This is a genomic window from Deltaproteobacteria bacterium (genome assembly GCA_030654105.1).
Classification (GTDB): domain Bacteria; phylum Desulfobacterota; class SM23-61; order SM23-61; family SM23-61; genus JAHJQK01.
The window spans coordinates 1-12,629 of sequence record JAURYC010000003.1; the positions used below are offsets into that span (position 1 = coordinate 1).

Sequence of the window (12,629 nt, forward strand, 5' to 3'; positions counted from 1 at the left end):
CTCCAGCCGATGTTTATGAAGGACGTAGCCTTCAAGACTGATGACTTTGTCATCTTTTCCATCGTCGAGTATACGCCCATCGGCCTGGCCGTGAAAAAGGACTTCAAGGTCAACACGGTCAAGGAATTTATCGAATACGCCAAGGCCAACCCCGGAAAAATTTCCTGCGGTGGAGTTGGAAAATTTACCGGCCATCATTTTGCCACCCTGCAATTTATGCAATTGACTGGAACAAAGGTAAATTACGTGACCTTCACGGGAACGTCCCAGGTGCAGACGGCCTTGATGGGTGGGCACATCGATGCGGCTTTCACCAATTCGACCATGATGGTCAGCAGCAAGGACCAGATCAAGGTGCTGGCCATTGGTGCCCAACAAAGAATGGGCCAGCTTCCAGGGGTCCCCACTTTTGAGGAGCTGGGCCTGAAGATGTATCCCCGCATTGCCCGGGGAGCGATGGGCCCCAAAGCTATTCCTGCTGATATTCAGAAACGGCTCGAGAAGACCTTTTTGGAGACCACCTCAAAACCTGAATTCAAAGCCAAGATGGAGGCGGCCGGATTCGTGCCCCAGGTGATGGGTATTGCCGATTCACACAAATTCCTGGAAGAAGAGGCGAAGGAACTTAAAAAATTGATCCAGGAGTTTGACCTTTTATCGCCAGCCAAGAAGTAACCACGCGCCGGGCAGCCGGACGCGGAGAAAGGAGAGTGTTATGAAAAAAATCAGCATGTGGAGCCTATTTGCGGCTCTGTTTTTATTCCCGGCCTTCTTATTGGCCGCCACGGATTTCCCCAAAGGGTCCATCACCTATATCATTCCTTTCAACCCCGGGGGACAGTCGGATGTGGAAGCGCGCCTGCAGCAGCCCTACCTGGAGAAAATCCTGGGGGTACCCATCGTGGTCAACTATGTGCCAGGGGCCGGCGGGGCGTTGGCCTGGACGAAGTTCGCCCAGGCCAAGCCCGATGGCTATAGCGTCTGCGGCATCAACATTCCTCACATCATCCTCCAGCCGCTTTCCCAGAAGGACGCGGCTTTCAAAACCGAGGACCTGAAACCTTTATGCATCTTCGAGTCCACCCCCATTGGACTGGTGGTGAAGAAAGAGTCGAAGATCAACAGTCTAAAAGAGTTCATTGAATTCGCCAAAGCCAACCCTGGAAAAATCACCATCGGCATATCGGGGAAACTTTCCGGTCACCACATGGCCGCGCTGCAATTCGAGAAGATGACGGGCACCAAGCTTACCCTGGTCACTTTTACCGGGGCTGCTCCCCAGGTAACCGCTCTTCTGGGCGGGCATGTGGAAGCCATCTGGGGGAATTCTTCTGACCTGGTCGGTTATCAGACTCAGATGAAAATCCTGGCGATCGGGACCGAAAAGCGCATGGACACTTTGCCGAATGTTCCTACCTTCCAGGAACAGGGTATGAAATTCTACTCGGGCATTGACCGGGGGGTGGCGGTTCCGAAAAATACCCCCGCAGATATCACGGCCAAGCTGGAAAAGGCCTTCTTAGACACCGTGAACATGGAAGAGTATCACTCCAAGATCGTCAAGGCGGGATTCGTGCCCAAGAAACTGAATAGCCAGCAAGCCACGAAATACATTGCGGAGGAGACAGAAATTTTCAAAAAAATACTACTCGAGCACAACCTGCTTTTGAAGAAATAGTCCCCTCGCAGAAATGCCGTAGGGGCACGAGGCTTCGTGCTCCTACGGTGTCTTTGTTCTCTGATCACAGATTTTTGCGGATATATTCGACGGCATTCCTGAAAATGGCCAAACCCATCCCCTCTTCAGGGACCTTTTCCCTTGTCCAGCGGGGGTGGTTGACAGAATAAAGATAGGCTTCAGGGTGGGGCATCATGCCGAAAAGACGCCCGGTTGGGTCACAGATTCCGGCGATGGCGGCAACGGCCCCGTTGGGATTCAAGGGATATTCCATGGTAGGATTCTGGTAGCCCGGTTCAGAATATTGCAGGGCAACTAAGTTTTCCTGCTGAAGCTTTTCAAGGACCTCCCCATCTTGCGGAATGAATTTTCCTTCGCCATGCCGTACGGGCAGGTATACCCCTTGCAACCCTTTGGTGAAGATGCAAGGCCCTTGGGAATTCACTTTGAGGTAAACCCAGCGGTCCTCAAACCTACCAGATTCATTGAAGGTAAGCGTTACCTCCTGTTGGCCATAATTTCCATCAAAACCTGGAAGGAGTCCGGCTTTGACCATGAGTTGAAATCCATTGCACACTCCCAGGATGAGTTTCCCCTGCTTGATGAATCGAAAAATAACTTCTTCCAGGCGCTCCCCGCTTCCGGCGATCTTGGCATACTTTAAGCGGTGAGCCATGGCTTTCGCCGACCCCAGATCGTCCCCATCCAAGAACCCACCAGGAAGGTTCAGGAAATGATAATCATCCAACTTCACCTCTCCCGAGAGGATGTCATACAGGTAGACAATGTCTACTACCTCTGAACCGGCTAACCGGCAGGCATGGGCCATCTCCATTTCGCAGTTGATCCCGTTCCCGGCTAAGACAATGGATTTTACTTTTTTCATATTCTTCCCTCACCGCAATCTAACCACAGAGGACACGGAGGATTTCTCTGCGAACTCCGTTATTTTTTTTCTTATTGGACACAGATAAAAACAGATTATCAGGATCAATATAAAGTGAAAATTTAAAAGTTTTTTCTGTGTGTATCTGTGAAAATCTGTGTCCCTAAAGATTTAAATTCTGCGGCCCCATTCAAAATCTTAAAGGGCGTTGCCAAACCTCCTTTAATTTAAAGATATCCGCCTGGACCACGACTTTTCCTTTTAAACCAAAAATTGTAAAATTGTTTCCTTCGACCACTCTCCCGATTGCCGCAAAAACTTTTCCTTGCAGGCATTCTTCGAAGGCGGCCTGGTTTTTCGGATGAACCGTGACCACAAAGCGGCTTGGGGATTCGGAGAACAGCAAAACGTCGTTGCGGTCCACTCCAGAAGCTGGAACTCGTCGTAAGTCTACCTCCATACCCAACGCCCCGGAAAATGCCGTTTCGGCCAGAGCCACTCCCTGGCCACCATCCGAGCAGTCATGGCAGGAAGCTACGAACCCCTTGGCCATCGCTCCCCCCAAAGCCTCATAGAGGGCCTTGGCCCGGGGAGCATTGACTTTGGGAACCTGGTTGCCGATAAAACCACGAAGGGCAAAATATTCAGAGGCGCCCATCTCAGGAAACGTCTCCCCTAAAATATAAACCAAATCCCCGCTGCGCTTGGCATCCATGGTTACGCACCGGCGCACATCCGCAACGACGCTCACGACCGAAAACAGAACCGTGGGGGGGATGGAAATTTTTGTATTTCCGATCAGATAGTCGTTTTTCATCGAGTCTTTCCCCGAAATGCAGGGGACGCCAAAGGCCGTGGTATAGTCGTAGAGGGCCATGTTCGCCCGCACGAGCTGGGCCAGTTTGTATTCTCCATCTGGAGTTTTTTCCGACTGGATGGGGTCGCACCAGCAAAAATTATCCAAGCCGGCCATATGCCTCATGTTGCCGCCCACGGCCAGGTTATTGCGAATCGCTTCATCGATGGCGCAGGCCATCATATGGTAGGCATCAATGTCGCTGTATCGGGGGCAGATGCCGGAAGAGACGACGATTCCTTCCCAGGTCTCGAGGATCGGGCGCAAAACCGAGGCATCGCTGGGGCCATCGTTAAAAGTGCCCACCAGGGGTTTAATGGCACTCCCCCCTTGGACTTCGTGATCATATTGCCGGATGACCGATTCTTTGCTGCATACGTTATAACGGGAAAGGACCTGCTGCAAATAAGGAGTCAGATCTTCAGGATCCTGAAAAGAGGGCTCTGGGTAGACCTTTTTTTCCCAACGAGCGCGCAATTCCATTCGGGGATAACCGTTGTGGAGAAAATCCATATCAATAAAAGCGGCGGTTTTCCCATCAAAAAGAACATGAAATTTCCCGCTGTCGGTGAATTCACCCAAGACTGTAGCTTCCACCTCCATGCGGGAGGCTAAGTCCAAAAAGCGATTGATGTTTTCTGGAGGGACTGCCAGAGTCATGCGTTCCTGGGCTTCGGAAAGCAGGATCTCCCACGGATCAAGGCCTGCGTACTTGAGGGGAGCACGTTCCAGGTGCATCCGGCAGCCGTTACAATCCCTCGCCATCTCGCCTACAGATGATGAAAGGCCGCCGGCGCCGTTATCCGTAATGGCGTGATAAAGGCCCAAATCTCGGGCTCGGAGAAGAAAATCGGTCATGCGTTTTTGAGTAATCGGGTCCCCGATCTGCACGGCGCTGGTTGGGGATTCTTCGTGGAGTTCTTCTGAAGAGAAGGTGGCCCCGTGGATTCCATCCTTGCCGATGCGACCGCCGGTCATGACGATTAAGTCGCCGGGTTCTGCTCGTTTCTCATGGGAAGGCTCTCCCAAAATATTCTTGGGCATGATCCCCCCTGTCCCGCAATAAACCAGCGGTTTCCCTGCATAGCGGTCATCGAAAACGATAGAACCATTGACCGTGGGAACGCCGCTCTTGTTCCCTCCGTGTTCTACTCCTTCCCGTACACCTTCGTAAACCCGTTTCGGATGGAGAAGCCGGGGAGGGAGAGGCTTGGCATAATCCGGGGGAGCAAAGCAGAACGTATCCACATTAAAAATCAGTTTGGCCCCTTTGCCAGTCCCAAAAGGATCCCGGTTAACACCCACGATACCAGTGAGGGCCCCCCCATAGGGGTCGAGGGCTGAAGGACTGTTGTGCGTCTCCACTTTGAAAACGAGGTTCCAATCCTGGTTAAAGCGCATGACGCCAGCATTATCTTTGAATACCGAAACGCACCAGTCTTGGGCCCCCATGGCCTTGCGGATTTCCTCGGTGGAACGTTTGATATAAGTATCGAACAGGCTGTCGATGCGTTGGACTTTTCCCTCTTCGTTCCAGTATTCGATCAAGCCATTAAAGATTTTATGTTTACAATGCTCCGACCAGGTTTGAGCTAAGGCCTCCACTTCGCAGTCCGTAAGGTTTTCCCCGCGACCTGCCTTTTCCCGTTCTTCTCGCACCCTTGGGTTTTCAGCATAATTTCTAAGGGCTTTCATTTCTTTCAGGCTCAAAGCTAAAACTCGTTCAGAGCTCAGGCGCATCAATTCTTCCTCACTCACCTGAAGGTTAATTTCGATCACCCGGATTTCTTTCTTTCCCGTCACTCTGGGGACAGTTACTTCCATGCCAATCTCCGGATTCCAGGATAGCTGGTCTTTAACTTCAAATCGTTGGATGAGCGTATTGGCCAGAAGGCCTGTAGCGATGTGCTCCGCCTGTTCTCTGGTCAACTTTCCCTTGATCAAACAGAGAACGGAGGTGTACACTCCCTCCTCGGTGTTAAATTTCCGCTGTAAAAGCAGTTCAACCGCCTCCCGGGCTGTTCGGCCAACATTATCCGTGACCCCGGGCTTGTACCCCACTTCGATCGCCCAGTCAAAATCATGACGAATTGGTTTCCCGACGGAAAATTCCTGGATGATGGGATCAAGGAAAGGACCGGAGGCAACCTTCTCAATCTCCTCCGCGGATAAAGCGGCATCAATGGTATAAACATCGATGGTAACCACGGACTCCACGAATAGGTTTAAATCATCGATGATCCGCCGTTTCATTCTTTCCCCCCGAGCATCCCGGAGGGTAGGTTTCAAGCTGATCTCAACGCGATACGCCATGGGTTTCACCTCATTTAAAATCAGTACAATCAGCATTCAGCTACCAGCCCAATAAACCCAGGTTTTCCCCTCCCCCTCGCCCCGCCCCTCTCCCGCGAGGGGACTGGGAGTTTCCGGATGGAAACTATCTAACCTTGCCTGTTAGACATTTACACCTTTATACTCCTTCGCCTCCCTGTTTCCTGTGCCGGCGGGGCAGGCGGACGCCCGGGAAATCCTTTGGGAAAGTTCTGTCGACAATGACCAAGAAGCCCAGATGCCCAATGCCAACCCGGCCGCGCCGAGCAAAAATGGCAATCCTTGCCCCCAGCGGTCGGCCATCAGCCCGCTGATGTTAGGACCTAAGAAAAATCCAAACATGCGCGTGGTAAAGAAAAAGCCCATGCTTGCCCCGCGGACTTTTTCTGAGGAGAGGTCGGCGATGGCCACGCGAACCGACGGGGAATAGATTCCCAATCCGGCACCGGCAACCGCCAGGACCACCATCAAGTGCAAGAGTGACCCACCCCGGGAAAGCAGGAGGACCGCTACGGTATAGATGCTCATGCCCACAAGAATCGGCTTTTTCCTTCCCTGACGGTCAGACCATTTTCCCACAGGTCTCTGCAAAAGGATGTAAACAACGAAGTAAGAGCTGAACAGCCAACCTATCCTTTCGGGGGGCACACCCAGGCGGGAGGCCATTACTGGCAGAAGGGTAATGATCATCCCCCAGACAAAGGCTTCAGCAAAACCAATCCAGCAAAGCAAACGGATGTCGGGTAAGCGCAAGGAGGAAAAGCCGTATCGTTCACCCCAGGTTAGTTTTATTCCATGGCGTTCGGGGGTTTTTTCCTGGATGAAACCCCAGAGCATGCTCGTGGCCAGCAGGGCCAGGGCAGCACAGCCGAAGAAAGGCAGATTCATCCCTCCCAGGCTATAAAGCATTCCCCCCAAGAAGGGCCCGACAGCAAACCCGACCATCTCAACACCGGAAAGTAGGCCGATGGTTTCCCCCCTTCTTTCCACCGGCGATTGATCGACGACATAGGCCGATAGGGCAGGCCAGATCATTCCGGCGCCTACCCCATGGAGAAGGCGAACCAAAAAAACCTGGGAGAGGCTATCGGCCAAGATGTAAAGCAAGGCTACCAGCCCATAGCAGGCCATCCCGCCGACCATGAAAGGTTTCCGCCCCAAGCGATCGGAGAGGCCCCCAAAAAAGGGCTGGACCAGGAATTGGCTGATGGTAAACCCTGAGACAATTAGCCCGAGTTGAAAATTGCTGGCCCCTTTTTCCGAGACATAAATGGGAAAGAGGGGGATAATGAAACCCAGCCCCATTACGGCAATGGTTCCGGCCATGGCGACCAGGATTAATTCTTTCTGGAATAGGCGATTCATAGTGAAAAAGCTTGATTTTTTTTATTTAATGATTAAAATATTTTTCGATCGGTGTTGCTTTTTGGAGACTAAGATGATGAGCCATGCAAAAACAACACGAGCCCGCTAAGAAGATATTTTCAACTTATCACAAGAGACAGATAAAGGTCAACTGAACGGTGGACATTCACAAAGGGCATATGCCATCCTTGATCTTGGTCGGGACCGTTCACCGCGATCCCAAGGGCTATGCCAGATTATTCCGTCTCCTGGAAAGAGAAAGCCCGGCCCTTGTTACCGTGGAAATCAGTCCTTACTCCCGAACCTTTCGGGTTCAGCAATCATCTTTGATTCGGAATACTTTACGCGAAAATCTGCGAAGGATCCAAAAAGAAGAAGGACGGCCGCTGAGCACAATTCTTGCTCACAGTTTGATCATGGGAGTTTTTTTTCTCCTGAAAGAACCCTTTGAATGGCGGGCGGCAAAGTCGTATGCCGCCCAATATGGGGTTCTTCTCCAAGATATTGATCTCTCCCCCTTTGCGCAAGATAATCTTGCCCATCTTTCTGAGCTTATTGCGCTCAAGAACTTACGAACTTTACTGCATCTTAACTCCCCTTCTTTTGCGGATCTGGTGCAATCTCAATATTCGCGGGCAGGTTTTCTTTTTCATCATCCTCCTTCTACCCGGCTTACCTCCAAAGCGTTTCAGGAACGGGAAGTTTATATGGCTGAGAAAATCCGTAAACTCGCCCAAGGAATCAACGGGGGAAAAATATTGCACGTGGGTGGTTGGGAACATCTGATTGATTCTCCAGGGGGAAACTCACTCTTTGGACTTCTTAAAGATATGCAGCCTCAAAGAGTCCTGTTATCAGCCCTTGAAAATTGAGAGGAGATAGTCGGATAACACGGGAAAACTCAAAGAAAAAAATTTAAAATAAAAACGGTTTAAGGCGGGGCGGAATCTTATCCACAGAATCTGTGGATAAGATGTGGAAAACTTAAGGTATGGAATCTAAAATGCGGTTAAATCTATTGCTTTTTTAATAACTGCCTAATTTTTAATCAATAAAAATAGTAATAATATTAAATAGTTATTTCAAGATAGGCTATGGATTTGAATTTCGAAGGATCAGGAGCAGAAAAATCCACAATTATCAACAGTCTTCGGGGAGCTATTCGCGAAAAACCAAGAATGCAGCCCATCTCCGGCTGCCCTCACTTGAAGAATTCGGTCTGGTTTCTTTCTTGGACCCGACAGTATATAGCCGAAATATTGAAAGGAGGTTTCATCATGCCGAAGTATGAGTTTCTGTGCCAGAAATGCAACAAAAAATACTCTTTAGCGATGACCTTAAAGGATCGGGAAGAAGGTAAATTTAAATGCCCGAAATGCGGAAGCCGCAAAAATCAACCGCTTTTTGGCAATTTTTACACCAAAACTTCTAAAAAAAGTTAGGCCCATCTAAAAAGAAGGCATCATCTGAAAGGAGGGCTCAAATTTACAATCATTTTCCGTCTCCGATGAAAGAGAGGCGATGGGAGGAGAGGATTGTCTTTTCCCTTTTCTTCTTATTCACCTTCTCTTTTTTGATCCCGGCCGCCTGCAAGCACGCTCCGGAGGCATTGCCGAAACCCGAAGGAACTTCCTACGTCTTTGAGGCCGATGACAAAATAATTTTTAAAGCGCTTTCCCAGGTTCTCAAGGATCGGGGTTTTGGAGAACCTCGAGTTGAGGTCGATAAAGGTCGTTTAGAAACCGACTATATGGTCCAGGAGGACTGGAGAACCAAGGTGGTTGCTACGATTAAAAAAGTCAGCCGGAGGGAAAGAGAAGTCACTCTTTCGGTCATCACCGAGCAGAAAGACTCCAGCCCCTCTGGCTGGAAACCCAAGAAGCTTATGGGCAAAGAACAGTACGAGACGTTCTTCGGTGAAATAGAGATGCAGATCTACCGGGAGTGGTATAAGGGGGAATAAGAATCTTTTTTTGTCCTGAACGAGGTTTTACCTGACAGACAATGTCAGTAGTCGTATACCCTCTCTTCCTCATCCCTACCTCCCTATACTAAAATCCAGCCCTAATTCTAACTCACCATAGGGTCCAATTTTTTGGAGGGCAGGTCACGGGTGCAACCCTTTTTCTTTTCGGTTGACAATTCAAAATTGCGTTAGTATCCTTTTCCCACGGTTTTGCTCAAGCTTTCTCCCGCCAAAAAAGAGCGTATGTTTTCGCCTTTGGGCCGTTTCATTATAAGGAATGTTTCAAAACATACCCCCCAGACCGGAATTGAATACTCAAAAAGGATTGGGGGAGAAGGGTGCAAAGATGAAAATTGAGGAAGTATCATTCGAAATTTTGGGAGCATCCGTGCGACTGGGAGTCGGCGCGGTAAAGGATGTAGGCCCATGCTTGAAGTCGGCGGGGGCGAAGAAGGTCTTTATCGCCACGGATCAAGGAGTGGTAAAAGCAGGCCTACTTGATTTACCGAAAAGATCGCTCGCAGAAGTGGGAATCTCCTATGAAATTTTTGATAGGATCGAGCCCAATCCATCAGACCGGACGGTCATGGAAGGAGCGCAACTTTTTCAAAAAACCAGGTGCGACGCCATTTTGACCGTGGGGGGCGGAAGCTCGTTGGACGCAGCCAAGGCCATTCAGGTTATGGCCTCCCATCCAGGTGAGATCTATGAGTATTTGGGAGTGGAACGGGCAGCCAAGATCACCCGCCCCAGGCCCTATTTGATCGCCGTTCCCACAACTTCTGGGACAGGCTCGGAAGTCTCCCGGGGAGCCATTATTACGAATACTAAGACGAAAACCAAGGCAGTCATGCGAACGGGGCCCTCTCAACTGGCCATCATCGATCCAGAGATGACTTTGTCCATGCCGCCGCAATTGACCGCAGGAACAGGAATGGATGCTCTTTCTCACAATATTGAGGCCTGCGTCTCCAAGCGTTATCATCCCGTGTGTACTGCCCTGGCTCTGGAAGGGGTCCGGCTCATCGGGAGGTCGTTGAAGAAGGCCGTGAAAGCGGGGAATGACTTGGAGGCGCGTATGGACATGGCTGTGGCTTCGATGATGGGTGCACTGGCCTTCCAGAAAGGCCTGGGAACGGTCCATTCCCTGGCTCATCAGCTTTCCTCCGAGGCCGATGTCCCCCACGGAGTAGCCAATGCTATCCTGATCCCCCATGTCATGCGCTTTAACCTGAGCCACGCCGTAGAAGAGTTGGCTCAAATCGCCCGCGCTTTGGGGGAAAATATTCATTCCCTAACACTCTCTGAGGCGGCTGAACGCTCATGTTCTGCTGTGGCCCGTATGTCTCAGGAGATCGGATTACCGCAGCGTTTGAGGGAGGTCGGCGTCCAGGAGCAACAAATTCCCCGCATGGCCGAGAATGCGATGCACGACTGGTGCCATCCCTTCAACCCGCGACCTTGCTCGGTCTCTGATATGTTGGAACTCTACCGGGTCGCCTATTAATGATGACGGCTCATTTCCCCTTGGGTTGTCGAATTTATATATCCTAAAAGGTTATCGCTGCGAGAATGGACCGGTAAATGGCTCATCCGGATTATAAGCCAATTCCCCTGCCCAACTTCTCCACAGGGAAGTTCACTCGGGCGTTCCCCGATGGATAAGTCTCGCTTTTAGATAATCCTTCTCAACGATTCTTTCGTCATATATATAATGTTGATGGAGTCGTAAAAAGTCCCGTTTTCGTCATTGCGAGGAGTTCCGCCAATGCGGGACGACGAAGCAATCCCGTATTTTCAAGGACTTATAAAAACGAGATTGCTTCGTCCGCCTCAGGCGGACTCGCAATGACTCTTCTGCCGACTTTTTACGAGATCATCAAAAAATCATTTTCATCTTAATATTTTCATCAGTTTTTCCAGAGGCAAGGTATTGATTACATCTTTGGCCTCTATCCATCCGCGCCGGGCCGTGAAGACACCGAATTTCATCATTTCCAATTGGGCGGCGCTGTGGGCATCCGTGGAAATCGCCAGTTTGGCCCCCATTTCTTTGGCCATACGGGCATCCACATCCCGGAGGTCCAGCCGGTCCGGATAGGCATTGATTTCCAGGACTACCCCATAATCTAAGGCTGCCTGAAAAACTTCCTTTAGATTCACCTTATACGCTTCCCGCTCCAGGATTAGTCGCCCAGTCGGATGGGCAAGAATGTTTACATTGGGATTTTTCAGGGCTTTGACGATTCGCTGGGTCATCTCTTTCTCTTCCATGTTGAAGCGGGAGTGCACGGAAGCAAGGACTACGTCGCATTCTTTAAGGATATCATCTTGCAAGTCCAGGCTTCCGTCTGGTAGGATGTCCACTTCCACCCCTTTGAGCAGACGAAATCCAGAGACCTGGGCATCGACTTTATCAATTTCTTTTAAATGCCGGGCCAACCCCTTTTCGTCCAGACCTCCGGCCACGCGTACCGCTTTCGAATGGTCGGTGATAGCGATGTAAGCGTAACTCATTTCCTTAGCCTTCTGGGCCATCTCCGCGATGGAATTCTTACCATCCGTGGCGGTGGTATGCATTTGCAAATCCCCGCGGATATCAGACAACTCTATCAACCTGGGGAGCATCCCTTGCTCGGCAGCCTGAATCTCTCCCCGGTCTTCCCGCAATTCAGGTGGAATCAAGGGAAGTCCCACGGCTTTAAAGATATCCTCTTCCTTCGTACCGCTTATTCGTTTATCGTCTTGGGATCGGAATACTCCATATTCACTGATTTTCAGGCCCAATTCTTTAGCTCGATCGCGGATGGCCACATTGTGAGCTTTCGAACCAGTGAAATAATGTAGGGCTGCTCCGTAACTCTCCTCCTCGAGAACCCTTACATCCACCTGCAAACCGCACTGCAAGCGAACGCTGGATTTGGTTTCGCCCTTGGCAATTATTTCGGCCACCTCCCCATATTTGGCCAATCGGTCCATTATCTGGCAACCTCTGGCACATATGGCCAAAATGTCCAGGTCCCCAATCGTCTCCTTCCGCCGGCGGAAGCTTCCCGCCGGATCCAAACGCCTCACCCCCGGGACTTCTTTTAAATATTCCAGAATGGCTTGAGCATAAATAAACCCAACTGAAAGTTTGAAGCGTCCCATGCCGGCACGGTATTTTTCAATGGATTTTAAAATTTTTTCTTCGGTCTTCAACCCCATGCCGGCAAGATTCCGCAGCCGCCCTGCTTGCGCCGCTTTTTCCAATCGGTCTACCGAATCTATACCCAATTGATCATACAATACCTTAACTTTCTTGGGACCCAGCCCTTCCAGTTTCAGAAACTCCGTCAGCCCAGCGGGAACCTGGACGCGTAGTTCTTCGAGAAAATGACATTTCCCCGTGGAAATAATCTCTTCGATCTTCTCGCGGATTGACTTACCGATCCCCGGAATCTCCTCCAGGTCCATACCGGTTTTGACCATGGATTCCAAACTTTGGCTTAGGTCTTCAATCGTCCGGGCCGCGTTGCGATACGACCGTACCCGGAAGGGGTTTTCT

General features: G+C 50.5%; 10 protein-coding genes. 6 read left to right on the forward strand and 4 right to left on the reverse strand.

Features of this window, described 5'->3' with window-relative positions; all coding sequences use genetic code 11:
• Together Q7V48_00095 and Q7V48_00100 are read left to right on the forward strand one after the other, a co-directional pair.
• Positions 1–675: tripartite tricarboxylate transporter substrate binding protein (locus tag Q7V48_00095; GenBank protein ID MDO9209144.1), on the forward strand; the 675-nt coding region annotated here is incomplete at its 5' end.
• A 40-nt stretch (positions 676–715) separates the two neighbouring features.
• Positions 716–1,678, forward strand: a complete 963-nt coding sequence (locus tag Q7V48_00100) for a tripartite tricarboxylate transporter substrate binding protein (GenBank protein ID MDO9209145.1) — start codon at positions 716–718, stop codon at positions 1,676–1,678.
• Between the two features lie 64 nt (positions 1,679–1,742).
• Here Q7V48_00100 and Q7V48_00105 read toward each other — a convergent pair whose 3' ends face one another.
• From Q7V48_00105 to Q7V48_00115, 3 genes are all read right to left on the reverse strand, one after another.
• A complete protein-coding gene (locus Q7V48_00105; GenBank protein ID MDO9209146.1) occupies positions 1,743–2,564 on the reverse strand; it encodes a phosphoribosylformylglycinamidine synthase subunit PurQ in 822 nt (273 codons plus the stop codon).
• 190 nt (positions 2,565–2,754) lie between these two features.
• Positions 2,755–5,733 (reverse strand): AIR synthase-related protein, encoded by a 2,979-nt coding sequence (locus Q7V48_00110; GenBank protein ID MDO9209147.1) that lies wholly within the window; start codon positions 5,731–5,733, stop codon positions 2,755–2,757.
• A gap of 141 nt (positions 5,734–5,874) precedes the next feature.
• Positions 5,875–7,116: an MFS transporter gene (locus Q7V48_00115; protein MDO9209148.1), complete on the reverse strand. Its 1,242-nt coding sequence runs from the start codon at positions 7,114–7,116 to the stop codon at positions 5,875–5,877.
• Between the two features lie 179 nt (positions 7,117–7,295).
• On the opposite strand from Q7V48_00115, the gene Q7V48_00120 reads away from it, so the two are divergent.
• From Q7V48_00120 to Q7V48_00135, 4 genes are all read left to right on the forward strand, one after another.
• A complete protein-coding gene (locus tag Q7V48_00120; protein ID MDO9209149.1) occupies positions 7,296–7,988 on the forward strand; it encodes a hypothetical protein in 693 nt (230 codons plus the stop codon).
• 405 nt (positions 7,989–8,393) lie between these two features.
• Positions 8,394–8,558 carry a zinc ribbon domain-containing protein gene (locus tag Q7V48_00125; protein MDO9209150.1) on the forward strand — a complete coding sequence of 55 codons (165 nt, stop codon included), beginning with the start codon at positions 8,394–8,396 and terminating at the stop codon, positions 8,556–8,558.
• A 167-nt stretch (positions 8,559–8,725) separates the two neighbouring features.
• Positions 8,726–9,079: a hypothetical protein gene (locus Q7V48_00130; GenBank protein MDO9209151.1), complete on the forward strand. Its 354-nt coding sequence runs from the start codon at positions 8,726–8,728 to the stop codon at positions 9,077–9,079.
• Positions 9,080–9,428: 349 nt separating this feature from the next.
• Positions 9,429–10,589, forward strand: coding sequence for an iron-containing alcohol dehydrogenase (locus tag Q7V48_00135; GenBank protein ID MDO9209152.1), 1,161 nt, complete (start codon positions 9,429–9,431; stop codon positions 10,587–10,589).
• Positions 10,590–10,975: 386 nt separating this feature from the next.
• Here the strand turns inward: Q7V48_00135 and polX are convergent.
• Positions 10,976–12,629, reverse strand: a 1,654-nt coding sequence (polX, locus tag Q7V48_00140) for a DNA polymerase/3'-5' exonuclease PolX (GenBank protein MDO9209153.1), incomplete at its 5' end; no start/stop codon positions are given.

What these genes read in the sequence shown, in the direction of transcription:
- Q7V48_00100 (MDO9209145.1), top strand. Translation starts at nt 716, where the DNA reads ATGAAAAAAATCAGCATGTGGAGCCTATTTGCGGCTCTGTTTTTATTC.
- Q7V48_00110 (MDO9209147.1), bottom strand. Translation starts at nt 5,733, where the DNA reads ATGGCGTATCGCGTTGAGATCAGCTTGAAACCTACCCTCCGGGATGCT.
- Q7V48_00120 (MDO9209149.1), top strand. Translation starts at nt 7,296, where the DNA reads ATGCCATCCTTGATCTTGGTCGGGACCGTTCACCGCGATCCCAAGGGC.
- Q7V48_00115 (MDO9209148.1), bottom strand. Translation starts at nt 7,116, where the DNA reads ATGAATCGCCTATTCCAGAAAGAATTAATCCTGGTCGCCATGGCCGGA.
- Q7V48_00125 (MDO9209150.1), top strand. Translation starts at nt 8,394, where the DNA reads ATGCCGAAGTATGAGTTTCTGTGCCAGAAATGCAACAAAAAATACTCT.
- Q7V48_00135 (MDO9209152.1), top strand. Translation starts at nt 9,429, where the DNA reads ATGAAAATTGAGGAAGTATCATTCGAAATTTTGGGAGCATCCGTGCGA.
- Q7V48_00105 (MDO9209146.1), bottom strand. Translation starts at nt 2,564, where the DNA reads ATGAAAAAAGTAAAATCCATTGTCTTAGCCGGGAACGGGATCAACTGC.